Source organism: Psychrobacter sp. NPDC078409 (assembly GCF_050268505.1).
Lineage (GTDB): Bacteria > Pseudomonadota > Gammaproteobacteria > Pseudomonadales > Moraxellaceae > Psychrobacter.
This window is the reverse complement of record NZ_JBNNGW010000008.1, coordinates 16,478-42,387: the sequence shown is the minus strand read 5'-3', so window position 1 is coordinate 42,387 and position 25,910 is coordinate 16,478. Positions and strand designations below refer to the sequence as shown.

Here is a 25,910-nt window from a genome sequence, read left to right as displayed (position 1 = left end):
TAATGTCGCGTAAATACGTGAATCAAACTGTTATTAGAGGAATATTTATCAGATGATGCTAATGGATATATCATTCTTATGTGAATGTGGTGAGCAAATAGAAGAAACCATTGATGTTCCGATGCCTAATTTTACAGCGGAAAAAAATAAAGATAGTGGCGTAGAAAATTTTGACCAGATTTGCTGTAAATCATGTAACACACAACATGAAGTGTATGTGGTGAACACATTTGACAGAGCAGATTGTTCTGTGAATTACGGAGGTACTGATGTAAATTATGACATGCCCTATTTTTCAGAGTCAGATGAAGATGAATTGGCATGGTTGATTCAAAACGAAACTCAAATTGATATTTTTCAGAATCATATAAAAAGTGTTGAGAAAATTCTTGAAGCTGATATTGATGAAGAAGCTTATTTTAGCTTATTAGTTATGCTGTATGGTCATGTAGTTGCTGCGGTAGAAGCCTATTTATCCTCTACTTTTATACAGAAGGTAACCAACTCTGAAGAGTTAACTAGAAAACTTATTGAAACTGATCCTAGCTTTTCAAAAACAAAATTTACTCTTAAAGAGATTTTTGAAGAACAAGAAAAATTAAAGCTTACCGTTGCTACTTACTTAGAAAATTTAATATTCCATGATCTTAAAAAAGTAAAACCAATGTATAGGGATGTTTTAAATTGCGAATTTGGCGATATTGGCTGGCTATTTAAAGCTGTTGCAATTAGACACCATTGTGTACATCGAGCAGGTTATGACAAAGAAAATATTAGAGTTAAGTTATCAGTAGATATATTGAAAGAGTTAGTTGTTAAAGCAAAAGGTTTGACGTCACTAATTGAAAATAAAGTAAGCCCAGTTACTATGCTCGAAACCGAAATCCCTCCGTTTTAAACGGTATACAAACAAAAAAACAATATCTCACCATGTCTTTTTTTTCTTCCAAACCCTCAATAGCTAGAGACTAACTTTCCACGCCAACCTCTTAAACTCTATGCTTTACATCCGCATAGACACAATAGATAAACTTATCCAAAACAAGCCTACAGAATCGCTCTATTTATTGGTTTGGCATACTGGTAACTTATATCCTACTAATCAAGAGACATCAGTCAAAATGCAATATAAGCGTACTGATATTCACTTATACTATTGGAGAAAGTATCGATGACAACACTAAAAAATAAAGTCGCGATTGTAACCGGTTCATCAAAAGGTATCGGCGCACAGATAGCCTTATCACTTGCAGAATCAGGGGCTAAAACCGTCATTAATTATGCAAATGATGATTCAGCAGCGAATGATATCGTAAGCCAGATTAAATCAGCAGGTGGTGAAGCCATTGCCATTCAAGCTGATGTCAGCAATACCAAGCAAGTCGAAGCAATGTTTGATGCCACTATCAGCGCGTTTGGTAAGCCAGATATTTTGGTCAATAGCGCAGGCATAATGATTAATAAACCCATTGCCGAGACCACCGACGAAGACTTTGATCGTATATTTGCTATCAATGTAAAAGGTACGTTCAATACATTGCGTGAAGCTGCGACTAAACTCAATGACGGTGGCCGTGTTGTAAACCTCTCAAGCACCACCACTCGTATGATGCTACCCACTTATGGTACGTATTGCGCGACCAAAGGCGCAGTAGAGCAGCTGACCAGAGTTTTTTCTAAAGAAGTTGGCGCACGCAATATCACCGTCAATGCCGTATCGCCTGGACCAACAGATACCGAATTATTCAATCAAGGTAAAACAGACGAAGCCGTTGAAAAACTCGCCAGCATGTCAGCTTTTAACCGTATTGGTGAACCAATTGACATCGCTCGTGTGGTGGCATTTTTGGTCAGTGAAGAAGCAGCTTGGGTTACTGGACAAAATATCGGCGCAAACGGCGGTATCGCCTAATAGCAATGCTCTATCAGAAATATGTTTTAATCAGATGTCGAAATAGAAAGCTATAGAGAAAGTTATCACATAAAAAAGGACACCTCGCGGTGTCCTTTTTTCAATCAAATACTTAGTCGTTAAAGATTACTCTTCAACGCCAGCATCTTGACCTTTATATTTTGCATTTGCGTAGTCCCAGTTCACTAGCTTGTCTAGGAACGTATCAACATAGTCAGGACGACGGTTACGGTAATCTACATAGTACGCGTGTTCCCATACATCACAAGTCAATACTGCTACTTGGTCATGTGCAAGTGGGGTGTCAGCGTTAGCAGTTTTGGCGATTGACAATTTGCCACCGACTTTATCAGCCACTAGCCATGCCCAACCTGAACCAAACTGAGTCAATGCTGCGTTTTTGAACTCTTCACGGAACTTGTCGTAGCTACCGAAATCTTCTTCGATTTTTGCTTTTAGATCGCCAGTAGGTTCGCCACCGCCGTTTGTTGGCGTCATGCAGTTCCAGTAGAACGTGTGGTTCCATACTTGAGCTGCTTGGTTGAACAAGTTTTGAGTACTTTCACTTTCAGACGCTGCCTTAATGATTTCAGGCAATGTTTTATCTTCTAGACCAGAACCTGGTAGCAATTCTTTCAACTTATTTACATAAGCAGCATGATGCTTGTCATGATGATACTCTAGCGTTTCGGCACTGATATGTGGCTCTAGTGCGTCTTTTGCATATGGTAGATCTGGTAAAGTAATGTTTGACATAATTATTTTATCCTTGCTGTTTAGCCGTTAGTTTATAAAAACTTGCTTATAGAAACTGAATTTTACGCTATTTTTACACCGCAAAAAACACTATAAAATAGCGGACTAAATTGGCTGAGTTTATTGTTTGAAATGAACTTTATCGCTTGATACACGGTACTGCTCAATACAATATCACGTATCATTATGAATCCAAAATTAACCTAGCGGTTACTTATTGCTATTATTCTTCGCCAAAAAGCCAAGTCTCTGACTTTATAGACTTTTATTAACTTAATATTCACAAGCTATAAGATATAATTCACTGTAGCTTGGTATCTATTATAGCAATAGTGACCAATAATATCAGTTACCAAATGTTATAGCCCGTACAATCTGTATAGCGATTGGTTATTTATTAAGCGGTAACTGCATTCACTCTAAACTCATGCGTTATCATGATTAGCATAATTACTTCAATCGACAAATAATTTATCGGTTAACGCTATAAAAGATAAGTAAAACTTACTCAAATAATAACTCTTCATCATTTTCACATAACGGACTGACTCTATGAGCACCACTGATACCTCGTTAACTGCTACCCATCCGACATCTAGCAACCAATGGGTACTGGCTAGCAACAATAAAGGCAAATTGGCTGAGTTTAAACGGCTATTTGCCGAAGCGAACTTGGACGTAACGATTGTCCCGCAAGGTCAGCTCGATATCGAAGATGCCATCGAGGATGGTCTAAGCTTTGTGGAAAACGCCATTATCAAAGCCCGTCATGCGAGCCGTATCAGTGGACTGCCTGCTATCGCTGATGATTCGGGACTGTGCGTGCCTGCACTAGGTAATGCGCCAGGTATCTACTCTGCTCGCTACGCTGGTGAGCACGGCAACGATAGTAAAAATAACGCCAAGCTCATCGCCGACTTGCAGCCTATCCGCGCAGAGAAGCCAGATACTCCGATCAGAGGTATGTTTGTATGCGTACTGGCAATGGTGCGCCATGCTGATGATCCATTACCAATCATCGCCCAAGGATTGTGGCATGGCGAGATTTCAGAGACAGCGCATGGTGACGGCGGTTTTGGTTATGACCCATTATTTTGGTTACCTGACTTGCAAGCCAGTGCGGCTAGTCTAAGCGCTGCTGATAAAAACAGCATCAGCCATCGTGGTCAGGCAATCCAACAGCTATTGGCGCAGCTACCTTTATAAGTACTTTATAGCTGTTCTATTTATAACTATCCATAACTATCCGTAAGTGCGCTCATTGCTCATAGTGCGCTTACAACCTTATCGCTGTTTTTTATCCGTTATCTTATTTATTGACTATGAATATGGCTAAATTTTTATATAAAATTAAGCCATATAAGAGCAAGCAACATAAGGAAACATGCTGTCAAAGAGATAATTTTTACTTTAATAAACAGATAGATTATACTGTTCTACTTTTAAAATTTTGTTGAAATCCGTTATTTGGCTGTATAATTCACCAAAAAGCGTTATTATGCGGTGCATTAACGGTTTATTATCGATATTTGATAGCATGGACAACCTCAGCAGGTTCACCTTTTGGTATCAGCGGCGATTGCTACTGGCACTGAATTTGACGTTGTGTGCTATCGCTATCCCCTATTTATTTCAACGGCAGCCCGTCGTACATGCCCGTAATTTGAGGCGCGGTCTGTCTATTACAATTTAACCCTAAGTACTATTTCATTAATCAAACGTACTACTTAATCCTAAAGGTGTAATTAACATGGCTACAGATTTACAAGTCACAACCAACAAGCTATCTAATAAAGAAACCCAGCTAACGGTTAAAGTGCCCGTTGAAAAAATTCAAAACAAAGTTGAAGGCCGTATTCGCCAAGTTGCGAAAACTGCCAAGATTGACGGTTTCCGTAAAGGTAACGTCCCTATGTCACACATCCGCTCTCAGTACGGTGCTGGCATTCAACAAGAAGTTATCAACGATGTCATCCGTGATACTGTATTTGAAGCGATCAAATCTGAAGACATCCGTGCTGTTGGCATGCCTAACATCGACGACGTAAAACTTGAAGACGATTTCTTGGTATATCAAGCCACTGTTGAAATCTTCCCAGAAGTAGATGTACAAGGTATCGATGAGATCGAAGTTGAGCGTCACACTGCACAAGTGAGTGAAGAAGACGTTGACACTATGATCGAAAACCTACAAAAGCAACGTGAAGAATTCGTTGAGAAAAAGGGCATGGCTGCGAAAGACAACCAAGTGACTTTTGACTTTGAAGGCTCTATCGACGGCGAAAAATTCGAAGGCGGCTCTGCTGAAGACTTCAAACTGGTTATCGGTAGCAACCAAATGATTCCAGGTTTTGAAGCTGGTATCAAAGGCATGAAAGCTGGCGAAGAAAAAGTAATCGACGTAACTTTCCCAGAAGATTATCAAGCTGAAAACCTAGCTGGTAAAGAAGCTCAGTTCAAAATCAACGTAAAATTGGTTGAAAAGTCTAAGCTACCTGAAATTGATGATGCGTTCCTAGAGCTATTCGGCGTGAAAGAAGGCGGCGTTGAGAAGTTGAAAGAAGACGTACGCAAAAACATGGAACGCGAAATCAAAAACGCTGCGCGTAGCCAAGTTAAGCAAGCGACTTTTGACGCATTGCTAGAAAAGAACGAGTTTGACGTACCAAACGCGATGCTGGAGCAAGAAATCGAGCGTCAACGCAACATGATGATGCAACGTTTCTCTCAGCAGTTCGGCGCAAATGCTGATAGCTTCGATAAAGACATGCTGCCAAATGAGCTATTTGAAGAGCAAGCGCTACGTGCTGCCCGTCTTGGCATCATCGTTGCCCGTGTTATCGACACTAAAGGCTTAGAAGTAGATCAAGAGCGTGTAGAAACCTTCATCAAAGAAGCCGCTGAAAATTACGAAGATCCAGCAGAAGTTATCGAGTACTACACCAATGACAAGCAGCAGCGCGCTAACATTGAGTCTGTTGTACTAGAAGACCAAGTAGTAGATTACTTGATCGCACAAGGTAAAGTAACTGACAAAGAAGTTAGCTACCAAGACTTGCTAGCTGCTCAGCAACAACAGCAGCAAGCAATGTAATTGATACGACAAGCTGTCTTTTTAGATATGCTGTAGTCGGTTATCAAAACTAAAATGCGCCCCCGACCTTTTGATCGGGGGCGCATTTTTTATGGGGCTCGTTAACTAGATAAAATCAGCTACAACTATCAACTTTACAAACATCGAATCTACAAACATCGTACTTTTACTATGAAGCTCGTCTTACACCAAAACAGGTGCAAATACGGCGCTCAATCCTAGCAGTACCAGCCCGCGCTGTAACCACAAACTATCGCTAAAGCGTTGCTGCAACTGCTGACTAACCAGCGTACCAACTGCATATAGCGCTAGCATCGTGACCATCATCCCTGCATAAAATCCTAGCTGACCGCTCACACCGACATTCGCTGGTACTTCCATCGCGTGTGCCATGCCATGAAACACCGCCAGACCACCAAAGCCAAATAACGATATCTGCTGAATGCTTGGCGTGCGTGCTGTATGAGTCTGCGCAGAGAATGCCTCTTGTCTGCTTTTTTGGCTCATTAAGACCATAGCCAATACGACCACCGACAGTGATATCGCCACTTCAATTAGCCCAGATGATGCAGCAAACGCAATACCGCCAATTAGGACGCCAGCCGTGCCCAATATCGCGCCTAATGACAACCCTGCCGTCAATGACATCATGCCTAAGCGCTGCTTTTGTAGTCCATAAAACAACATGCCCATGCCTACTGCCAAAAACAGATGATCAAGGCCAGTCACTGGATGCATCAGTCCTGCTTGCAACGTACCTAAAAACGATGGCGCTTGCGCGGTAGTCGAGTGAATATGACCTGAATGCGCCTGCGCCAGTGACGGTAGCATTAGTGATGTCATCATCACAGCCGAACCAGACACGATATGAGGAGCTGAGAGCGCTTGTAAAAACCGAGAGTTTTCGATATGAAGACCTTTTGTACACTGTGTCATGTGATTTTTCCTTATTCTTTATATTTTAATGGTAAAAGCTCATCTGCTCTTTAGGCAAGCATGCCATGTTCTTTAATAAAGGCGATAATCTCATTTAACCCATCGCCTGTTTTCATATTACTAAATACAAAAGGTTTGTCGCCACGCATTTTTTTGGCATCGCGTTCCATTACTTCAAGCGAAGCACCAACCATTGGTGCAAGGTCGGTTTTATTAATAATTAATAAATCAGACTTGGTAATGCCGGGGCCACCTTTACGAGGTATCTTATCGCCTGCAGAGACATCAATGACGTACAAAGTCAAATCAGACAACTCTGGGCTAAATGTCGCGGCTAGATTGTCGCCACCTGACTCAATGATAATCAACTCTAAACCTTCAAAAGTTGCTTGTAGCTCAGCAATCGCAGTCAGGTTAATAGAAGCATCTTCGCGAATAGCTGTATGCGGACAGCCACCCGTCTCTACGCCACGGATACGCTCAGCAGGCATGGCATCATTGCGGGTCAAAAACTCTGAATCTTCTTTGGTATAGATGTCATTGGTCACCACCGCCATATTGACCGTATCACGCAGGTTTTGGCATAGCCTTAAAGTCAAAGCAGTTTTACCACTACCAACTGGCCCGCCAATACCAAGGCGTAAGCACGATAAGGCAGAAGACGGTTTCTGGCTGTCGCTATCAGTCTGCACGTCTGATGCAGCGTGAGAATTTTTTGATTTGAGCGGAGTTAGAGACATATTAATTTCCTAAAACAGTTTGTATATTAATAAGTATAAATAGAAATAAAGGTACAGTTATGAGCGGAACAACCGACTGTATTGCTCCTCATGCATACTTGAGAAGATAGCCAAATTAGGCAAATTATTCGAGATATTAAGCGTTTCATAGAGGTCTTGGCATAGCTGCTGACAGTCTGACTCTTCACTTTTATCTAAGGTATCCATAGTATTTATCGATGTGATTAAAGCATCGAAAGCATGTTGCACATTAGCGCTTAGAGCATCAACCTGAGCACCCAAATCGCTTTGTAATTGCCATAGAATACGCTGACCTGCCATTTGTCCTAGCGGCACTGTCTTCACAGCAGCGAGCACCATGTTCTCTAATTGCGCAAATCCATAAGTGGTCATTGACTGCGCTAGTGGCAGCTGCCAATGCTGAGCAATATGTGCAAATAGCGGCAAAAATCCATCATCAGGTATATCAGCTGGTATGCCAAGACTCAATACTTCGTTTAGCCAAGACACCATCGCTTGTGCCAACTGCTGCGACTCCAGTACAAACTCTTTACTCTCGAGACCAGCGTGATAATCATGTGCTAGATTTGCCGCTAGCGCTTCATGACCTTGGCTAAGCGCGCACATTATCAGCCCTAATACGGGCAGCTCGTAGCCAATCACTGCAAGCGCTAGATAGTCCTGCATAAATGTAAGCGTACTGGCTTCATCAGAGACAACCCCTGACTCAATAGCTGACTCCACACCTTGCGAATAGGTATAACTACCAATCGGCAAATTGCTCGATGCCAGCATCAGTAGCTGTCCAAGTTGGGCAGATTGAGCACTGGTATCAATCATCACTCTGACTGCCCTACAGTCTCATCATGATGGCTGTGGGCGTGGCTATGGCTGTGTTCGTGCCCATGCTTATTACTGTGCGAATGGCTATGTGAGTCACTACTTGAATCCGCATGCGCATGTGATTGAGAATGAGAGTGTCCATGCGAATGCCCTTGGCCCTTTTGATAAGCACCTGTTTCAGGCTCAAATGGCACTGAGGTAGACTCGATATGCAAACCAAGGTTTTCTAACATTTGTGCCAGCACATGATCGTTTTCAAAATACAGCGCATAGTCTGCATTACCCTGATCAAAACTGTGGTCAAACATCAATGGCACATGACGGTTGCCCAAGTGATAAGCGCCCTTCATTAGTAGAAAATCATCGTCAGCAGTCACTTTGGTCACTGCTTGCGGTTTGGCGATCACTTGCATCAACTCCCCTGATTCATTGATAAGGACATCATCGCCTTTTAATACGCCTGTACGAGGCAGGTCAACACCAACTGCCTCACCTGAAACAGTAATGGCTCTAAAGCGAGAATGCTGACGAGTATCAAAGTCTAATAGTAGGTAATCATCGGCTTGATACTGTTCTGCCAATTGCGCTTTTTGGGTATCGCTAAGCGTACTTAAACGGGTATTAAATATTTTCATTATTCTTCTCTGGCTGTTGTTGCTCAAACTATTGGTCAATAGTATTGATGGTAAAAGTGTTGGGAATAAAGATACGATATCACTCAAGAAACCAACTGACCATTGGCATACATGGTTTATAGCTCACTGTCTGTGCTAGAGATCCTATAAACGTGCATCGTAAGCTCTAAAATAAAAAGTAACGCTGTGCCATGGGTAGTACATCAGCTGGCTCACAGGTGAGTGTCTTACCATCAGCGCGTACTTCATAGGTCTCAGGATTGATATCCATATCTGGGCAGTAACTATTAAAGCGCATATCGCTTTTACGAATTTTACGGATGCCGTGTACTGGCTGAATGACTTTGGTCAACCCAAGCTGCTTATCTACTTGCTTATCGATCGCCGCTTGCGACATAAAGGTAATGCTAGTCTGGGCAACCGATTTTGGATAAGTAGCAAACATAGGACGATAGTGTACAGGCTGAGGGGTGGGAATAGAGGCATTGATATCGCCCATTGGCACCGCAGCGATAAGACCACCTTTAATGATGCACTCAGGTTTTACCCCAAAAAACTTGGGCGACCAGAGCACCATATCTGCCCATTTTCCCACTTCGATTGAGCCGACCATATCGCTAATACCGTGAGTAATCGCAGGGTTTATTGTATATTTTGCGATATAGCGCTTGATACGGAAGTTATCGTTGTCCGTGCTTTGATCATAGTCTGTCAAAGTAATGTACTGTTGCTCATCCTCAATGGTCGCTGTTGCATCTGGTGCTAGATGACCACGTTGAACTTTCATTTTGTGCGCGGTTTGCCAAGTACGAATGACCACTTCACCTACCCGTCCCATCGCTTGAGAATCACTACTCATCATAGAAATCGCACCTAAGTCATGCAAGATATCTTCTGCGGCGATGGTTTCCTGACGAATACGGCTTTCAGCAAAAGCCACATCTTCAGCAATAGCAGGACTCAGGTGATGACAAACCATTAGCATATCGAGATGCTCATCAATGGTATTGACGGTATAAGGGCGAGTTGGGTTGGTTGAGGATGGCAGCACGTGCGATTCGCCAATGGCCTTTAGAATATCGGGCGCATGTCCACCACCTGCCCCTTCAGTATGAAAAGTATGGATACAGCGGTCTTTAAAAGCAGCGAGCGTACTTTCGAGATAGCCGCTTTCATTTAAAGTATCGGTATGAATGGCCACTTGCACATCATAGTCGTCAGCGACACTCAAACAGTTATCAATAGCTTGCGGCGTTGTACCCCAATCTTCATGTAGTTTTAGCCCCACGGCACCTGCTTCGATTTGTTCAGCAATAGGTTCTGGTACACTCACATTACCTTTACCCAGTAATCCAATATTCATAGGAATACTATCAGTAGACTTTAGCATCGAGGCAATATGATATGCCCCTGGTGTACAGGTGGTGGCAAGCGTACCTTGAGCTGGCCCTGTACCGCCGCCTAGCATCGTAGTTACCCCTGACATAAGCGCCGTCTCGCATTGCTGGGGCGCGATAAAATGAATATGACTATCGACGCCACCTGCTGTCAGAATTTTGCCTTCACCAGAGATTATCTCGGTAGCTCCGCCAATAGGAATATCGATGGCAGGCTGGATATCAGGATTGCCCGCTTTGCCAATGGCACTGATACGACCATCTTTGATACCGATATCCGCTTTATAGATGCCTGTATAGTCAACGACTAATGCATTGGTAATAACTGTATCGGCAACTTCCGCGCCTAGCAATTGTCCTTGTCCCATGCCATCACGAATGACTTTACCACCGCCAAATTTAACTTCTTCACCTTTGATTTCAACAGGCTTGCTACTACTCTCACCACTTTGCGACGTATCCGCTTGATCAACAGCTGTATCTTTATGACTGGTTAAATCTGCTTCAACCTGTAGCCACAGCTCGGTATCAGCTAAGCGAACTTTATCACCTGTGGTAGGACCAAAATGCTCAGCATAAATGCGACGACTGACTCGTTTTTGCGAAGTGGCGGTTACTTTTTTATCAGTAGTGCTCTCCGATGTTTTGTCTGGATGAGCGGCGCCCATGACGCGCCCAGCAAAACCATATACATCTTGCTTGCCAGCGTATGCTACCAATTCTACTTCCCGTGATTGGCCAGGCTCAAAACGTACGGCGGTCCCAGAGATAATATTGAGACGAAAACCCCGAGTCTGCTCTCTGTCAAAACTCAAGGCATCATTGACTTCATAAAAGTGATAATGCGAGCCGATTTGGATAGGTCTATCACCAGTATTACTGACACTGATGGTCTGTACCTGTCGACCTTGGTTTAAGATAATATCGCCATCTTGGATATGGTATTCGCCTGCTTGCATGGTAGCCGCCTTATTTTATAGTGAGCATTTCAGTGCTATAACAATGGTATACAGCGTTACACGATGGGATTATGTACCGTGACCAGTTTGGTGCCATCAGGAAAGGTCGCCTCGATTTGCACTTCATCTACCATCTCTGCGACACCTTCCATGACATCATCAGCGGACAAATACGTAGCACCCTCACTCATCAACTCGGCAACTCTTTTGCCATCTCTAGCCCCTTCCATCAGCAGCATACTGATATAAGCGATGGCTTCGGGGTAGTTAAGCTTAACACCGCGATTTTTGCGACGCTCAGCCACCATACCAGCGGTAAATAGCATGAGTTTGTCTTTTTCTGTTGGGGTCAGGTGCATGACAATTCCTTATTGTACTTATCATTATATTTATAGCAGATTAGAGGTTTTCAAAGCATTAGATATCGATTAAAAACAGTCGCAATATCATCTTAGTTTCATTATTTAAAGTGGCCGTATTAGGTGTCCCAAATACGTGGACGACAGGGCTCAAGTTGCCACCAATGATCTCGCAAGACTTCTCTCAGCTGATAAAACGCTTCAAAACAACCACGTACATCTGAGCCAATGTAACGAATATTAATCGCTTGGCAATTATGGGTGCAGTAGACAGGCAGTTGTGCTTGAGCAATAACTTGTCGCAATGCTGCTACAGTATTGTCTAGATAGCGGGTTAATGATTGCTTGATAGTTGCTTGGGCTGTTTCGGTCGATTGCGTGGTTTGTGACGCGGAGAGTGCAAGATTGTCATGGACATCACTTAAGCTAGGTACTGCCCAAAACGATCCATAAATATGCTGGTTCGCTAAGCCTAAATTTGAGGTAAACCAGCGATTTTGTGCTGCCTGCGCCACTCGCTCAGCAACGATAACCTTATCATCTCGGTAGATGTTCAATCCAGTATGATAACGCCCTTGTAAAAACTGCTCGTCGTAAGCTTGCCGCCCAAAGACACTAATCTCCCATGTCAGTAGGCTAGATGAATCTGTCAAATCGAAGCGGCTCACTGCATGCATATTGGCTTCGTTATAAATGATACTCTCTTGCGGCAGCCATTCTAAACGGGTATCTGCTGCGAGGTTGGCTTGTACGTGTTGGCTCGCATAGGCAGCTATCTCGTCTTGGCTCATACTTCGGTGAGTAACGTCGTCGCCCAACGGAGCTTTATGTTTTTGACTGACGCTGTCTTTGCCATACCATTTACCTGCACCTGGTGTGGTGATAACAGCGTGGCTACCACTATCTAAATTTAGGTCTATGGACAGCGTATCGCCACCTGCGATACCTGCTGGCGGGTACAACATCAGTATGTGACAAATACCCTGCTGTACGCTTGACTCAGGATACAGAGCACGCTGTACCATCAAGGCACCCGTGTGCTTACGATGATAAAGCCGCGTTTTTGAGTTATCAGCCGTACCTTCTTTGGCCGTACTTGTACTGCTAACAGTGTCAAAGCTTAATGCTAAAGAAGAGGCCCAACTCATTTTATATACTCATTTACTAATTAAATATGTTTCAGTATTTTGTATGACAGCTATCATTTGCTATGTGTTAAGAACTCTATTGCCAATCGTTAACTACAGTACATTCGCTACAGTAATATCAGAATAATAACGGAGAAATACAGCGTACACCATTTATCGTGCCTATAGCGCACCACGATAAATAAAAGCGTCAATGTTTTTATTGATACAAGCACTGTGCCAACTCTTGATAGCAGATAGTCAAATAAAAACCTTACCAACTCAAAACTTTGATTTGTCTGTGCTTTTTCTTTTTTGGATTGGACGATAAAAATAACCGTATATTTCCAGCTATTTTCTAAACGTTTTTTGAGCCTTATCTATTTATAAAATCAGCAGATATTTGCACCAAAACAGTACATTTTGTCCATAACAGTGCATTTTTTAGCGTTATTGTTAGCGCAATACCCTCTGAGGACATTAGATAAGCAAAAATACTAAACGCATAACTATTTGCAGGCTCAGTCAGTAAGATAGGTGGATTATAGGGCTATTAATCAGGTATTCTATGTTAAAAAGTCAGTTCAAACATGATTTACGCTATTTGTATCGATACAGACGCTGTCGATACAGATACTATCAATATCTGTACGACTTGATAATAGATAAGATAGTATTTATCTACTTCTAGACGTATTTTTAGTATAAGTTTCAATATAAGCAATGAGTCCTAGCAATATCGGAGAGTCACTTTTTCACCTATTTTATGCACAAACCCGTTTTATAGGCTTGAATAGTGAGCGCAGCCCCCTTATAAACAACCCATTAGTCAAAAACTACTAGACAATAAAACATTCAATCCATTTTTATTTTATACATTTATCGATAGGACTTTTCTATGACAGATTATGATCGCATCACTGCCAACCCGCATTTTGATATGCTAATGAGTGCACACAAAGAAGTACAGACCACACAAGCGGCTTTAGTACCTATGGTGGTTGAACAGTCCTCACGCGGTGAACGCTCGTTTGATATTTTTTCACGTCTATTACGTGAGCGTGTTATCTTTTTAACCGGTCAGGTCGAAGACAACATGGCTAACCTTATCGTCGCCCAGTTACTATTCTTAGAAGCTGAAAACCCTGATAAAGATATCCATTTGTATATCAACTCACCAGGTGGTTCAGTAAGCGCTGGATTGGCTATTTTTGATACCATGAACTTCATCAAACCTGAAGTATCGACTATCTGTATGGGCGGTGCTTATAGCATGGGTTCATTCCTATTGGCCGCTGGTCAAAAAGGCAAGCGCTATTCACTTGCTAATGCTCGTGTCATGATTCACCAGCCTTCAGGCGGCGCGCAGGGTCAAGCAACAGATATCGAAATCAACGCTCGTGAAATCCTTAAAACTCGTGCACGTCTAAATAGTATCTTAGCTGAGCGTACTGGTCAGCCAGTAGAGAAAATCGAAAAAGACGTTGAGCGTGATTATTGGTTAGATGCACAAGAAGCCAAAGAGTATGGTTTGGTTGACGAAGTATTAGAGCGTCGCCCTGAGTCTTTGTAATCTAAGCATTAACGTGATGCCTCTTCATTGAGAGTGCAGTCATAAGACCTTTTATAGTTTATTTGCCGTACAGTAAACCGTTATCAATGTCATACCTGACCTATTGAAAGGTATGACATTGAATGGATACGATAATCGATATACTACAAATAAACTAACCAGTTTTAAATTTTAGGAGTGCCTTTTATGGCAGAAGATAATACCCCGCAGTGTTCGTTTTGCGGTAAAGCCAAAAGCGATGTACAGCAACTGATTGCTGCTGACGATGCCAACATCTGTAATGAATGTATCGAGCTATGTACTGACTTAATCGCAGACAGTGCAGAGCACGGTGATGACGATAGCGAAGTAGACACTTCTTGGGTCAATAAAAAATTACCAACGCCAAAAGAGCTGCGTGCCAAGCTTGATGAGTATGTCATCGGCCAGGACGCTGCCAAAAAAGCATTGGCTGTGGCCGTCTATAACCATTACAAACGTCTAAAAGTTAGCCAGACGCTAGCCAACGACAGCAAAAAAGCCAAGATCGGCGCTGATGATGCAATGGTAGAATTGGCTAAGAGTAATATCTTGCTAATCGGTCCAACGGGTTCTGGTAAGACGCTACTTGCGCAAACCTTAGCTCGTCTATTAGATGTACCTTTTGCGATGGCTGATGCCACGACCTTGACCGAAGCTGGTTATGTTGGTGAAGACGTTGAAAACATCGTACAAAAGCTCCTCCAAGCTTCTGACTATGATGTAGCCAAAGCTGAGCAAGGTATCATCTACATTGATGAAATCGACAAAATCAGTAAAAAAGGTGACAACCCATCTATCACTCGTGATGTGTCAGGTGAAGGCGTACAGCAAGCGTTGCTAAAGCTAATCGAAGGCACTGTGGCTGCTATCCCGCCGCACGGTGGCCGTAAGCATCCGCAGCAAGAGCTGATACAGGTTGATACTAGCAATATCCTAATCATCGTTGGTGGTGCATTTGCTGGACTTGATAAAGTCATTCAGCAGCGTACTGAAAAAGGCGGCATCGGCTTTAACGCTGATGTTAGCTCAAAAGACGACAGCCGTCGCAGCTCAGACTTGCTACAAGAAGTTGAGCCAGAAGATTTGATCAAGTTTGGTCTGATTCCCGAGCTGATCGGTCGTCTGCCAGTACTTGCGGCACTGCAAGAGCTAGATGAAGCGGCCCTAGTACAAATCCTGACCGAACCTAAGAACGCACTGGTAAAACAGTACAAGTATTTGTTCGATATGGAAGGTGCTGAGATTAGCTTTACCCAAGAAGCCCTAGATGCCATCGCCAAAAAAGCAATGGAGCGTAAAACTGGTGCACGTGGTCTACGTTCTATCGTAGAAAATGCGCTGCTTGAGACTATGTATGAGCTACCTTCTATGGAAAACGCTAAAACTGTAATGGTTGATGCGGATGTTATCAATGAAGGTAAAGTGCCTAAAATTGCTTAATTTATAACTGATATAAATAATCAGTTATCATTAACGGACTACTAAAAAGCGTCTGGCTAAATTAGCTCAGGCGCTTTTTTTATGCCTATTATTTAACCAATTTGTCTGTTAGATAGCTTGCCTGTTAGATAACTTGATACTAGATAACTTGCCTACTGAAAATTGGCGATTTCCATTACACCTGCTCTGAAATGACAGCAGCGTTTATCAATCGCGAGTAAGCATCAGTGCAAACCATGCTAATGTAGATAGTCTGTCTTGACCCTTAGACTTTATTTCTATATACCGCAGGATATAGCCCGTACAACCCATATGATTAATAAGACAAAGGATTGTTTATTATGTTCAACCATGTGACCGCTATGGCGACTTCATTGCGCCAAAACCTACCGTTTTCCTCTAACCATACTTCATTGGATGACTCGGACGTTGAATCCTACTATCTCAACCACGTCGCTGCCATTACGGGCGCAGGCTCTGGTATGGGGCGTGAGCTGGCCATTCACTTAGCGAAAATGGGCTGTCATGTTGCACTATCAGATATCAATCCTGAACAGCTGGCAGCGACCAAACAGTTACTTACCAATTATGATGTCAACGTCACTATGACCGTACTCGATGTGTCAGACAATAAAGCTGTGGAAGCATGGGCTGATAGCGTAATTACAGAGCATGGCAAAGTAAATTTCATCTTTAACAATGCAGGTGTTGCGCTCTACTCTACCGTCGAAGGCAGTAGTATTAGTGAGCTTGAATGGGTAATGAATATTAATTTTTGGGGTGTGGTTTACGGTACTAAGGCATTTTTACCGTTAATCAAAAACAGCGTTAAACACAGCCAGTTTGGCGAGCATGGACATATTATTAATATCTCAAGTCTGTTTGGTTTGACCGCTCAGCCATCGCAGTCGGCCTACAACTCTAGCAAATTTGCCGTACGCGGCTTCACAGAGAGCTTACGCCAAGAGCTAAATATCCAGAACTGCGGGGTATCAGCGACTTGTATCCATCCGGGCGGCATCAAAACCAATATTGCCAACAGCGCGCGCGGTAATGAGAGTATCCATGATATTGGCATGAGTACTGGGCCCAAAGCCATCAGAAGTTTTAATAAATTCTTAAAATTCGATGCCAATGAAGCGGCTTGGATTATCCTACAGGCAGCAGCGACCAACCAACAGCGCTGCCTGATTGGTAACGATGCCAAGATGATTGATGCCATTCAACGTGTATTTCCCTCACACTATAGCCAAGTGCTGAACGACTTCCATCAACTGTCCCGCAAACTAAAACCACGTCGTCATAAGAAGTTAAAAACGGTCGAATAATATTTTATAAACACTCCCTGTTTCATGAGAAAGTGATGAATTTATATATAAAAAGCCCAGCTATAGTCGTAGCTGGGCTTTTTGAGAGTTGCCACTATAGTTTAAGGATAAGAATGAATTTTGAGACTGTTGAGGATATTTTAGCTCAATACTTAGAAGATTAAGGCAGCTTCATATCACCAGCGACCAACCAACCCATACGGCGCATAATATAAGCCACTAACCCTGCAATCACCGCAGGCAACACAAACATCAATAGAACAATCGCTGTCCATAATTGTCCAGTGCTCATAATCTCTTGTGACGCTTCAATCACTCCAAACACACCAACCAAACCAGCGGTACCCATACCCGCGCCTGTCGCGGTACAAGCTAGTCCAAAACCGACAGTAGCGATAGGCCCAACGATAGCGCTAGCAATGACAGCAGGTAGCAGAACGATAGGCTTTTTCAGTACGTTAGGGATTTGCAGCATACTGGTGCCCAAGCCCTGAGAGATGACACCACTAACGCCATTGTCTTTAAAACTTGCAACAGCAAAACCAATCATATGCGCAGCACAGCCTACTACTGCTGCCCCGCCCGCCAATCCACCAAGCCCAATAGCAATACAAATAGCTGCACTTGACGTTGGTAGGGTCAATAAAATACCAACCACTACAGCGATGACGATACCCATTAGCAGTGGCTGTAATTCAGTAGCAGCATGAATACCCTGACCGATAGCTGCGACCCCTGCTACGATAGGCGGATTGAGCAGCGCACAGACTAATAACGCGACGCCGCACACCACTAAGGGCACCAATAAAATATCAAGCTTCGTCTTACCAGCGACCCAAGTACCAGCACGATAAGCAAACACAGAAGTCAGATAAGCACCGATTGGATTACCCGGCAGTGCTACGAAGGTTGCAGGCCCACCCACTTGCGGCGTAAAAAGCGTACCTGCCATCAAAGCTTCAGAATGTGCGCCCAGCATACCTGCCACCAAGCAACTTAGCATGACTAGCGTTGGCGCTTTTAGGTAGTAGGCAATACCTACGCCGATACCCGCCCCCATCAATATTGATGCTAGCTTACCGACGGCAACCAACGCAGGCAGATCTAACCAGCCACCAATTTGTGAGATGATAAGACCCGCTATCAATGTGACAAAGAGACCTAAAGCCATACCAGTAAAAGCATCGATAAAATACTTCTGAAAAAAGGATTTAATGACGCCAGTAGATGCAGATGTTGAGTCAGATACAGTCATAGCCATACTCGTTGAGGAAGTAATGATAAGATATAATAAAACCATAAAGTAAAATAGCGTTACTAAAAATAAGAGACAAAAAAAGCGTCATTTCGACGCTTTTTTTATAGATACAATAAATGTAAACGACTGAATTTAGCGACGCTGCTCAACGATAATAGAGTCTATACCATTGTTTTGTAGGCGCTGCTGTGCTGTCGTCACTGCTTGACGGTTATTCAAAGGACGCGAGATGACTTGATAAATTGGCAAGCCATTACCCGTCGTGTTTTTAACCACTCTAGCATCGACACCCGCCATCAGTACTTGCGCACGGCGACGATCCGCTTCATCTGCATCACTAAAGCTATTGATCTGCAAGATGTAGGTCGCCGCAGGTTTAGCAGCTTGGATGCTTGCCGTACCTGCTGCTGCATTATTGTTACGGGTGGTAGCGTTGCTAGTAGCAGGCGGCGTACCATCATAGGTTGCATCTTCTTCAACGACAACGATATCCTCACTCGACCCAGCATTATTAGCACCAGCAGGTTCGACAGGCGCATTTTCCGAACCACCGAAGCTGCCCGTTTCTGTACTGCCTGCATCGCTCTCTGGTTGAGTCACGACGACGTCTGGTTCAAACGCACCGATATCACCTATTTGATCATTATCAATGTCAGCGATATCTTCGTCAGGGATGGTTGCCATCTCTTGATTAGGTAAAATATCGTAGAACTCATAATCGCCATTATCGGTATCAGTATCCACACGTGGCTGTACTTGGCGATCAGGATCGTTCTCAGCACTACCATCAGCGGGGCTGAAATTAAATAATGGTGAAAGGTAGATAAATACCCCGATCATAAGGGTCAATACGGCCCCAACAAACATCCACAATAAGCCTGATACGCTACTTGATTTGCGCTTTTCTGTTGCGCCTTTAGGTTTTTTGGCTAGCATGGATCTCGTTCTCCCTACTGGATTTAACTATCATCATCGAATTAATGCTATCAGCTGTCTATACTTACTTCACATATTAGAAAAGTACTACATGCTAGACGGTGCAGACAAGCCTAGCAGACCAAGCCCATTTGCCAGTACCTGTCTAACGGCTTTTGACAAGCGCAAACGTGCTTGCATTAAGTCTAGCTCATCCTGACTTGGCGTTTCACCTGATGTCAAGCTCATTGGCAAGATACGATTGGTGTCATACCAACCATGGAACAATGCCGCTAGCTCTTTTAGGTAATTGGTCAATACGTGCGGCTCGTAACCAGTTGCTGCGCGAAGTAACGTCGCTGGATATCCTGCTAACAGTTTAATCAGCTCGTCTTCGTTTGGCGCATTTAACAAGTCTTGATGTGCCAAACCAACAGCATCATCTACGGTCAAATCGTAAGTTGCCAGTTTTTCTAACACGCGGCAAACGCGCGCATGAGCATACTGGATATAATACACTTGATTGTCTTTGCTTTGTGATTTCGCAAGTTCTAAGTCAAAATCAACATGCACTTCAGGTTTACGCGCTACATAGTAGAATCGTGCAGCATCGTTACCGACTTCTGCACGTAGCTCACGCAAGGTCACAAACTGACCAGAACGCGAAGACATTTGTACTTTTTCACTACCACGCCATAACGCGACAAACTGTACAAGCACCACGTCAAGGCGTTCGGCATCGATACCAAGGGCTAGTAGAGCGGCTTTTACGCGTGGGACATAACCATGGTGGTCTGCGCCCCAAACGTTAATGACTTTATCAAAGCCGCGATCAAACTTGTTTTTATGATAAGCGATGTCAGAGGCAAAATATGTCGATTGACCATTGGCACGGCGTACCACACGGTCTTTCTCATCGCCGAAATCAGTCGATTTAAACCAGATGTTGCCGTCTTTTTCGTACAAGTAGCCTTTGTCATCTAGTGTCTGTAATACAGGCTCAATCTCGCTATCGATAGATCTTTCGCTGAACCAGCACTCGTAGCTCACACCAAAGTCATTCAAATCGTCTTTGATATCCGCCAAAATGCTGCTCAAGGCCGCGTTTAAAAATAACGCATAGCTGTCACCTAGCAATGATTTGCTATTGGCAATCAAGCCATCAATATGTGCTTCTTTATCACCTGAGATGACGGTTTTTTCGCCATCAGCATTAATCTCAAACTGAGCATCTTCTGGCACATCTTTGGCAACGTTTGCAAAGCTATGTACGTAGCTATCAGCATGTTGCGTCTTTAAGGTCTGGGCAATATCACTGACATAGTCGCCTTGGTAGGCATTGACAGGAAAAGTTACTTGCTCGCCATTTGCTTCTAAATAACGCAGATACGTACTGGTCGCTAGAATATCCATTTGACGGCCAGCGTCATTTACATAATATTCACGCGTGACGTCATAGCCAATCGCTTCTAGCAGATTAGACACGCTCATGCCAAATGCAGCACCGCGACCGTGACCAACATGCAAACTTGACGTTGGATTGGCAGAGACGAATTCAACTTGGACTTTTTGACCGTCAAACTGATTACTCAAACCAAAGCGATCTTGCAACGTAAAAATATCGTCCAATACGGAAAACTTAGCTTCCGAGTTTAAAAATACGTTGATAAACCCTGGCCCTGCGATTTCCACTTGGCGAATATCTTGATTGTCAGGCAATGCGCTGACGATTTTTTCAGCAAGTTGACGTGGATTAGCTTTAGCCGCTTTCGCTGCCGTTAGCGCGATATTGCTGGCAAAATCACCGTGACTTAAATCTTTCGTACGGGTAATTTGACTGTTGTTTTGCCAATCGCTTGGTAGCGTACCATTTGCTTGTAGGGTTTGAATTGCATCATTAAATAGGGATGCAAGCGTATCAATTTGGGCTTGTGACATAGGAATTTGAACTCAATTAAATAAACAACAAAAACGGTGCGAATGCGAGCAATCGATAACGGCTTATTATAATAGCGGCCGACATTGCAGGGATAGAATAATGTAAAAAGATAAGTAACCTGTAAATATAACAATCTTTGCGCTTTATTGCACCATTTGCGCCAAAATTAGCACTAAAATCTTACCGTTATCAGGATTTGGGCTGACTAATATCAATGATGCAAAACTGATAAATAACTCATAACGTGAATTGTAGCGTTACTGTTGCTCAATACTGGGCAGTCGTTTATACCTGACTGCTTCCACGTTATAATGATGGTTTGTACGGCTCTTCTAAAATATAGAAGACGCGTTACTACTCTATTATAGGATTACGCCATGTTTGCTATTGCCGCCAGTACTGTCACCAGTTGGGGACTGTACGTCCTGTTGCCGATATTCATCGCTTTCTTGTTTTTTATTATGTGGGATATCTCTAAAAAGTCTGATGCTGGGCGCGCTGGTACTTTTTGGATATTCTTAGCCCTAGGCGCAGGTTCTGTTGGTTTTATCCTTAAGATAGTCATGGAAGTCGCTTTCAAAAAATGGTTAATTTAATTGGCCATTTTCATCACTATTCTTTGATATCGCTTAGAATATAAGTAGCAAAACTAAAAATGTAATATATGGCTTATGACTGCTGCGCTTGATAAGGTGTCAGTCATTTAAATCAAAAAAGCTATTGAGCCTTAGCATCATTTCTTATAACCTGACTCACATAAGTTGGTAGGTCCCACGCTCCACCAGCAAAACCTCGGCACATGCCCGTACTAGACTCTTCGCTCTTAGCAAACGTTTCACCATTCCACGTCCATGCAGTACGATTCCAGCAGTCACCGATACCTCGGTCTTTGTGAGTAGCGGAAATCTCACCATCAAAATAATCATTTCCTGCTGTCGTGATAAGCGTAGGTTTGCTAGGTTTTGCATTATCAATGAGCCAATAGCCGTTACTTGAGTTATAAGCGCCTAGCCAGCACGTATGCGTGGCTAACGTATAGCTATCATCAACTGGTATAAAGTCCCAACCAAGCATCGTGGAACCATACTCTGACATTTGCTGATATGTTTCAGTTTTTGGATTAATCAGCTCACAATCGCCCATCACGTCCTTTGACCCTATGAGCTGCTCGGCATTAATATCGACCCACTTATCAATATTTTTCTGAAAATACGCCAGCTTTGATGGAGCAAGTGTTCTGTTGTCTTTTGCTGAATATGCAAATGCTTTTTGAATGATTGGTTTTGATAGAGCTGCTTTAGGACGTTGACGATTTGGATTATTCTTACTGACCAATGCTATCGGTGTCCCTACTCGACCTTGCACATCGTCCAGCTTAAGCAATACTGCCGACATACCTGTATCGCTGATCTGCCAGTGGTTGTCGCCCGCTCTAATTTCTATCTTGGTCGCGATACGAGCATGATCAAGCAGTGCTTGGGTCTGCTTGGCTGACAAGTCGTATAGTAGACTGTCTTCTTTATTGGGTTGCAGCAGTCCGTATTTTTTGTTGTTCAGCCAAAGCTCAGCAGGCTTAAGCTCATCTAGCGGCACTTCTGATATAAACTGGATTTGCGCTTTTGGCAGAGCTACTTTTGGCAACGCTGTGAACAATATTGAGGCAGGCTCATCTATGAGTTCTTCACTTGCATATCCAGCCGCTCGACAAGTCCGCGTATTATCACAAACCACTTGCCAGTCGTCTTGTACAAAGCCCCAGCCCTCGGATACAGTTCCATAACCTGCCATAGCAGGTAGCGATAGCAAGCTGGTAGTAGCTACAATCAAAGTCTTTGATGTCTTCATAGTGCTTTCCTTATATTAGCTACCACCATCAATGCTACTTTTTCGCAATCAAAGTCGCGCGCATGGGAGCAGGATATCCTTCGACGGTCTTAGTAGAGTCATTAGGATCTAAGAAATCTGCTAACGAATGATAGGTCATCCACTCGGTTTGTCGTTGTTCCTCAGTCGAGGTGACTGCTACATCGACGCAGCGCACATCTGAAAATCCTGCTTTCTCTAGCCAACCAATTAATGCCGCCACCGATGGCAAGAAATAGACGTTATTCATCTGCGCGTAGCGGTCGTGTGGTACCAGCACAGTATTGGCATCACCTTCAATCACCAACGTCTCAAGTACCAGCTCACCACCTTTGACCAATTGCCCTTTAAGTTGTTGTAAATGCTCAAACGGTGACTGGCGATGATAAAGTACGCCCATGCTAAATACGGTATCAAACAGTTGGCTGTGCTCAGGTAACGCTTCAAGCGGTACAGGAATATAATGCGTCCGATAGCTACCTGTAACACTAGCGTCTGCGGCACCAACGAAATGACGAATCGCCATAAACTGATGATAAAACAAACATGACGGATCAATAATAATAACCGTATCCGCGCCAGCCCCTGCCATGCGCCAACCATGATAACCGGAGCCACCGCCCACATCCAATACGCGGCGACCGTCCAATCTACTTAAATGCGGCGCAACACGTTTCCATTTCCAATCACTATGCCACTCGGTATCAATCTTAATACCTGACTCATCATCGCCGATTTGACCGCCAATCTGAAATGGACCTTTACGCCACGGCATTAACTGCTTTAATAGTGCCGTTGTTTGTTTGCGCTGAGACTCATTTAGATCTGCCTCAATCGTCAATGTATCGCTGTTTAGATCGACATGATTGACAGCTAAGTTTGGCAAACGAGCGACTGACGCTTGGTAGGCAGGCGCATGCGCATAGTTAGCTTTGTCTTTTATATCACCTAGCCACATTGGTAATTGCTTAAGCCATTCGTAAGCGCTCGGCTGCTGCTGTGCCAGCTCTAGTAGGGTTAGATATAATTCGCGTTCGGCGTTAATGATAGTGTCGTTGAGCATAAAAACAGGTTACCGTATTGATTAAGAAATAACTGTGTTAAAGGTAAGGATTATTTAAACGCCACAATAGAAACAAAGTTCAAAAACTGAAACCACGTCAGATGACGTTTAAAGCCAACTTGATCAAGCCGCGCGTGATGCTCATCTAATGTGTCAGTAATTAGGACATTTTCCAATGCATTACGCTTGCCGCTAATCTCCATTTCGGTATAGCCATTCGCACGTTTAAAGTCATAATAACGCTCAACCAACCACGCATCATACTGCTCATCAAAGGCATGAGTTTTTTCAGTCAGTACCAATATGCCGCCTTCGCTCAATGCCGCATAAATCTTCTCTAATACTGCGACCCTATCAGCAGCTGGCAAAAACTGTAACGTCAAGTTCAAAATCACCATATCGCACGGCTCAAGCTCAATATCGCGGATATCTGCTGTGATCACTTCAATATCGTGCTCAGGATAATTCTCACTCAGTAGCGTGGTCGCCTCGGTCGTCATCGCTGGTGAGATATCAATTGCTTTAATCTGTAAGTCTTGCGGGTCGAATTCACCCGCTAGCGTCATACTGGCTGCGCCCAATGAACAGCCCAAGTCATAAACACGACTAACACGCTGACCACTATCGCTCTGCTGGCGATACTTGCAATGACGACGGGCAAATATAGGTAGCATCGCCAATACCTGCCCATAACCAGGTACACTGCGACGAATCATATCAGGGAAACAAGCCACCACTTGCTCGTCAAACGAAAAGCGTGCGGCCTTATCCAGTGGCGTGGTAAACGGTTTATCAAATAGGGTGTCATGTTTGATAGTAGGCTGGGATTGGCTCATGGGACGACTCATTTTTTAGAATAGAACTGAAATTAAGAATTACTTGGTGGTTTTTGCTTGGTAGTTTCGCTTGTCATTGTCAGTTGAAAACTAAGCAACGTAGCAAAAGCCCATTATAACATTACTGTTTGTTACTTATCGCCTTTGGCTTGCCTGCTAAGCTGAATAAATAGTGCCAAGGGTGATGAGACGTTTGAAAGAAGCATTGAAAAACGAGAGCGTCACTACCAAATATAGCGCTTAACCCATATTTATAATAATAGGAAAAAATTATGCAAACGATCGTATTAGGTGGCGGCTGCTTCTGGTGCACCGAGTCTGTATTTTTATCGGTAAAAGGTGTGCAATCTGTCGTCTCAGGCTACATGGGCGGTGATGCTGTCTCTGCTAACTATGAAGCTGTCTGTAGCGGTACGACTGGCCATGTCGAAGTCATCAAAGTCGAATTTGATGAGTCTATCGTCCCGTTAGAAGTAATACTCGATGTCTTCTTTGCCACGCATGATCCCACCACGATGGATCGTCAAGGCAATGATGTTGGTAGTCAGTATCGTAGCGTGGTCTTTTACACTGAAGATAGTCAAAAACCGACTGTTGATCGTACCATCAATAAGTTACGAGATATGGGTGTCAATGTGGTGACGGAAATACATCCTGCCGTTGAATTCTATCAAGCAGAAGACTCACATCAAGATTTCTTCAACAGAAACCCAGGACAGGCTTACTGTAACTTTGCAATACCGCCAAAGCTTGCCAAACTGCGTAAAGAATTTAGCAAATATATGGTTAGTTAAATGAGGGTTTGCTAAATTGAATAAGATATTATTTATTCAAAAAGTTTCTTAGCCCAATGTTAGATACCAGCCAAACACTTATACTATAGGTGTTTGGCTTTTTGCTATTTATACATTTGACA

At 43.3% G+C, this 25,910-nt stretch carries 23 protein-coding genes; 9 read left to right on the top strand and 14 right to left on the bottom strand.

From position 1 onward, the window contains the following. Positions 1-52 precede the first annotated feature (52 nt). Positions 53-898 carry a hypothetical protein gene (locus ACQKC9_RS13175; RefSeq protein ID WP_427622236.1) on the top strand — a complete coding sequence of 282 codons (846 nt, stop codon included), beginning with the start codon at positions 53-55 and terminating at the stop codon, positions 896-898. A gap of 273 nt (positions 899-1,171) precedes the next feature. Next, positions 1,172-1,912 (top strand): SDR family oxidoreductase, encoded by a 741-nt coding sequence (locus ACQKC9_RS13170; protein ID WP_427622235.1) that lies wholly within the window; start codon positions 1,172-1,174, stop codon positions 1,910-1,912. 126 nt (positions 1,913-2,038) lie between these two features. Here the strand turns inward: ACQKC9_RS13170 and ACQKC9_RS13165 are convergent, their stop codons facing one another. Beyond that, positions 2,039-2,668, bottom strand: a complete 630-nt coding sequence (locus ACQKC9_RS13165; protein ID WP_238039025.1) for a superoxide dismutase — start codon at positions 2,666-2,668, stop codon at positions 2,039-2,041. A gap of 552 nt (positions 2,669-3,220) precedes the next feature. Between ACQKC9_RS13165 and rdgB the strand changes: the two genes are divergently transcribed. Together rdgB and tig are read left to right on the top strand one after the other, a co-directional pair. Further along, positions 3,221-3,874, top strand: a complete 654-nt coding sequence (gene rdgB, locus ACQKC9_RS13160; protein WP_427622234.1) for an RdgB/HAM1 family non-canonical purine NTP pyrophosphatase — start codon at positions 3,221-3,223, stop codon at positions 3,872-3,874. Positions 3,875-4,418: 544 nt separating this feature from the next. Beyond that, complete coding sequence (tig, locus tag ACQKC9_RS13155) at positions 4,419-5,762, top strand: trigger factor (RefSeq protein WP_201549268.1); 1,344 nt, start codon at positions 4,419-4,421, stop codon at positions 5,760-5,762. Between the two features lie 183 nt (positions 5,763-5,945). On the opposite strand, the gene ACQKC9_RS13150 is transcribed toward tig, so the two are convergent. The 7 genes from ACQKC9_RS13150 to ACQKC9_RS13120 form a co-directional block, all read right to left on the bottom strand. Continuing rightward, on the bottom strand, positions 5,946-6,698 hold the full coding sequence (locus ACQKC9_RS13150) for a HupE/UreJ family protein (RefSeq protein ID WP_427622233.1): 753 nt from the start codon (positions 6,696-6,698) through the stop codon (positions 5,946-5,948). Positions 6,699-6,748: 50 nt separating this feature from the next. Next, a complete protein-coding gene (gene ureG / locus ACQKC9_RS13145; RefSeq protein ID WP_347164046.1) occupies positions 6,749-7,438 on the bottom strand; it encodes an urease accessory protein UreG in 690 nt (229 codons plus the stop codon). 57 nt (positions 7,439-7,495) lie between these two features. Next, positions 7,496-8,278 (bottom strand): urease accessory protein UreF, encoded by a 783-nt coding sequence (locus ACQKC9_RS13140; protein ID WP_427622270.1) that lies wholly within the window; start codon positions 8,276-8,278, stop codon positions 7,496-7,498. Then, a complete protein-coding gene (gene ureE, locus ACQKC9_RS13135) occupies positions 8,278-8,916 on the bottom strand; it encodes an urease accessory protein UreE (RefSeq protein ID WP_427622232.1) in 639 nt (212 codons plus the stop codon). The genes ACQKC9_RS13140 and ureE overlap by 1 nt, the downstream gene beginning before the upstream one ends. 166 nt (positions 8,917-9,082) lie before the next feature. Next, positions 9,083-11,272: an urease subunit alpha gene (gene ureC / locus ACQKC9_RS13130; RefSeq protein WP_427622230.1), complete on the bottom strand. Its 2,190-nt coding sequence runs from the start codon at positions 11,270-11,272 to the stop codon at positions 9,083-9,085. Positions 11,273-11,328: 56 nt separating this feature from the next. Further along, a complete protein-coding gene (gene ureA, locus ACQKC9_RS13125) occupies positions 11,329-11,631 on the bottom strand; it encodes an urease subunit gamma (RefSeq protein ID WP_057761815.1) in 303 nt (100 codons plus the stop codon). Positions 11,632-11,750: 119 nt separating this feature from the next. After that, on the bottom strand, positions 11,751-12,779 hold the full coding sequence (locus ACQKC9_RS13120; protein WP_427622229.1) for an urease accessory protein UreD: 1,029 nt from the start codon (positions 12,777-12,779) through the stop codon (positions 11,751-11,753). A gap of 925 nt (positions 12,780-13,704) precedes the next feature. Between ACQKC9_RS13120 and clpP the strand changes: the two genes are divergently transcribed. The 3 genes from clpP to ACQKC9_RS13105 all read left to right on the top strand — a co-directional run bounded on the left by clpP (position 13,705) and on the right by ACQKC9_RS13105 (position 17,120). Then, a complete protein-coding gene (clpP, locus tag ACQKC9_RS13115; protein ID WP_197411852.1) occupies positions 13,705-14,331 on the top strand; it encodes an ATP-dependent Clp endopeptidase proteolytic subunit ClpP in 627 nt (208 codons plus the stop codon). Positions 14,332-14,517: 186 nt separating this feature from the next. After that, positions 14,518-15,792 (top strand): ATP-dependent protease ATP-binding subunit ClpX, encoded by a 1,275-nt coding sequence (clpX, locus tag ACQKC9_RS13110; protein ID WP_057761822.1) that lies wholly within the window; start codon positions 14,518-14,520, stop codon positions 15,790-15,792. A gap of 341 nt (positions 15,793-16,133) precedes the next feature. Beyond that, positions 16,134-17,120 (top strand): SDR family NAD(P)-dependent oxidoreductase, encoded by a 987-nt coding sequence (locus ACQKC9_RS13105; RefSeq protein ID WP_427622227.1) that lies wholly within the window; start codon positions 16,134-16,136, stop codon positions 17,118-17,120. A 160-nt stretch (positions 17,121-17,280) separates the two neighbouring features. Here ACQKC9_RS13105 and ACQKC9_RS13100 read toward each other — a convergent pair whose 3' ends face one another. From ACQKC9_RS13100 to argS, 3 genes are all read right to left on the bottom strand, one after another. Beyond that, positions 17,281-18,375 (bottom strand): PTS transporter subunit IIC, encoded by a 1,095-nt coding sequence (locus tag ACQKC9_RS13100; RefSeq protein WP_427622225.1) that lies wholly within the window; start codon positions 18,373-18,375, stop codon positions 17,281-17,283. Positions 18,376-18,510: 135 nt separating this feature from the next. Then, positions 18,511-19,314 carry an SPOR domain-containing protein gene (locus ACQKC9_RS13095; protein WP_427622224.1) on the bottom strand — a complete coding sequence of 268 codons (804 nt, stop codon included), beginning with the start codon at positions 19,312-19,314 and terminating at the stop codon, positions 18,511-18,513. Between the two features lie 87 nt (positions 19,315-19,401). Beyond that, positions 19,402-21,231 carry an arginine--tRNA ligase gene (gene argS, locus ACQKC9_RS13090; protein WP_427622223.1) on the bottom strand — a complete coding sequence of 610 codons (1,830 nt, stop codon included), beginning with the start codon at positions 21,229-21,231 and terminating at the stop codon, positions 19,402-19,404. Between the two features lie 378 nt (positions 21,232-21,609). On the opposite strand from argS, the gene ACQKC9_RS13085 reads away from it, so the two are divergent. Further along, complete coding sequence (locus ACQKC9_RS13085) at positions 21,610-21,828, top strand: DUF2788 domain-containing protein (protein ID WP_057761830.1); 219 nt, start codon at positions 21,610-21,612, stop codon at positions 21,826-21,828. A gap of 121 nt (positions 21,829-21,949) precedes the next feature. On the opposite strand, the gene ACQKC9_RS13080 is transcribed toward ACQKC9_RS13085, so the two are convergent. Genes ACQKC9_RS13080 through cmoA form a run of 3 tightly spaced genes read right to left on the bottom strand, consistent with a single transcriptional unit; the run spans position 21,950 to position 25,006 of the window. After that, a complete protein-coding gene (locus ACQKC9_RS13080; RefSeq protein ID WP_427622222.1) occupies positions 21,950-23,077 on the bottom strand; it encodes a DUF1176 domain-containing protein in 1,128 nt (375 codons plus the stop codon). 34 nt (positions 23,078-23,111) lie between these two features. Continuing rightward, the gene (cmoB, locus tag ACQKC9_RS13075) at positions 23,112-24,158 is read right to left on the bottom strand and encodes a tRNA 5-methoxyuridine(34)/uridine 5-oxyacetic acid(34) synthase CmoB (protein WP_427622221.1); all 1,047 of its coding nucleotides are present in this window, start codon (positions 24,156-24,158) and stop codon (positions 23,112-23,114) included. Between the two features lie 50 nt (positions 24,159-24,208). Then, positions 24,209-25,006, bottom strand: a complete 798-nt coding sequence (gene cmoA / locus ACQKC9_RS13070; RefSeq protein ID WP_347164031.1) for a carboxy-S-adenosyl-L-methionine synthase CmoA — start codon at positions 25,004-25,006, stop codon at positions 24,209-24,211. Between the two features lie 260 nt (positions 25,007-25,266). Here cmoA and msrA point away from each other — a divergent pair, with 260 nt between their 5' ends. Then, the gene (gene msrA, locus ACQKC9_RS13065) at positions 25,267-25,788 is read left to right on the top strand and encodes a peptide-methionine (S)-S-oxide reductase MsrA (protein ID WP_427622220.1); all 522 of its coding nucleotides are present in this window, start codon (positions 25,267-25,269) and stop codon (positions 25,786-25,788) included. The last annotated feature ends 122 nt before the right edge of the window (positions 25,789-25,910 follow it).

Excerpts from the sequence above, each read along its gene's own strand:
- ACQKC9_RS13175 (WP_427622236.1), top strand. The coding sequence starts at position 53 with ATGATGCTAATGGATATATCATTCTTATGTGAATGTGGTGAGCAAATA.
- rdgB (WP_427622234.1), top strand. The coding sequence starts at position 3,221 with ATGAGCACCACTGATACCTCGTTAACTGCTACCCATCCGACATCTAGC.
- ACQKC9_RS13080 (WP_427622222.1), bottom strand. The coding sequence starts at position 23,077 with ATGAAGACATCAAAGACTTTGATTGTAGCTACTACCAGCTTGCTATCG.
- ureG (WP_347164046.1), bottom strand. The coding sequence starts at position 7,438 with ATGTCTCTAACTCCGCTCAAATCAAAAAATTCTCACGCTGCATCAGAC.
- clpP (WP_197411852.1), top strand. The coding sequence starts at position 13,705 with ATGAGTGCACACAAAGAAGTACAGACCACACAAGCGGCTTTAGTACCT.
- msrA (WP_427622220.1), top strand. The coding sequence starts at position 25,267 with ATGCAAACGATCGTATTAGGTGGCGGCTGCTTCTGGTGCACCGAGTCT.
- ACQKC9_RS13100 (WP_427622225.1), bottom strand. The coding sequence starts at position 18,375 with ATGACTGTATCTGACTCAACATCTGCATCTACTGGCGTCATTAAATCC.
- ureC (WP_427622230.1), bottom strand. The coding sequence starts at position 11,272 with ATGCAAGCAGGCGAATACCATATCCAAGATGGCGATATTATCTTAAAC.
- ACQKC9_RS13170 (WP_427622235.1), top strand. The coding sequence starts at position 1,172 with ATGACAACACTAAAAAATAAAGTCGCGATTGTAACCGGTTCATCAAAA.
- ureE (WP_427622232.1), bottom strand. The coding sequence starts at position 8,916 with ATGAAAATATTTAATACCCGTTTAAGTACGCTTAGCGATACCCAAAAA.
- ACQKC9_RS13095 (WP_427622224.1), bottom strand. The coding sequence starts at position 19,314 with ATGCTAGCCAAAAAACCTAAAGGCGCAACAGAAAAGCGCAAATCAAGT.
- cmoB (WP_427622221.1), bottom strand. The coding sequence starts at position 24,158 with ATGCTCAACGACACTATCATTAACGCCGAACGCGAATTATATCTAACC.
- ACQKC9_RS13140 (WP_427622270.1), bottom strand. The coding sequence starts at position 8,278 with ATGATTGATACCAGTGCTCAATCTGCCCAACTTGGACAGCTACTGATG.
- ACQKC9_RS13105 (WP_427622227.1), top strand. The coding sequence starts at position 16,134 with ATGTTCAACCATGTGACCGCTATGGCGACTTCATTGCGCCAAAACCTA.
- ureA (WP_057761815.1), bottom strand. The coding sequence starts at position 11,631 with ATGCACCTGACCCCAACAGAAAAAGACAAACTCATGCTATTTACCGCT.
- ACQKC9_RS13085 (WP_057761830.1), top strand. The coding sequence starts at position 21,610 with ATGTTTGCTATTGCCGCCAGTACTGTCACCAGTTGGGGACTGTACGTC.
- ACQKC9_RS13150 (WP_427622233.1), bottom strand. The coding sequence starts at position 6,698 with ATGACACAGTGTACAAAAGGTCTTCATATCGAAAACTCTCGGTTTTTA.
- ACQKC9_RS13120 (WP_427622229.1), bottom strand. The coding sequence starts at position 12,779 with ATGAGTTGGGCCTCTTCTTTAGCATTAAGCTTTGACACTGTTAGCAGT.
- tig (WP_201549268.1), top strand. The coding sequence starts at position 4,419 with ATGGCTACAGATTTACAAGTCACAACCAACAAGCTATCTAATAAAGAA.
- argS (WP_427622223.1), bottom strand. The coding sequence starts at position 21,231 with ATGTCACAAGCCCAAATTGATACGCTTGCATCCCTATTTAATGATGCA.
- clpX (WP_057761822.1), top strand. The coding sequence starts at position 14,518 with ATGGCAGAAGATAATACCCCGCAGTGTTCGTTTTGCGGTAAAGCCAAA.
- cmoA (WP_347164031.1), bottom strand. The coding sequence starts at position 25,006 with ATGAGTCGTCCCATGAGCCAATCCCAGCCTACTATCAAACATGACACC.
- ACQKC9_RS13165 (WP_238039025.1), bottom strand. The coding sequence starts at position 2,668 with ATGTCAAACATTACTTTACCAGATCTACCATATGCAAAAGACGCACTA.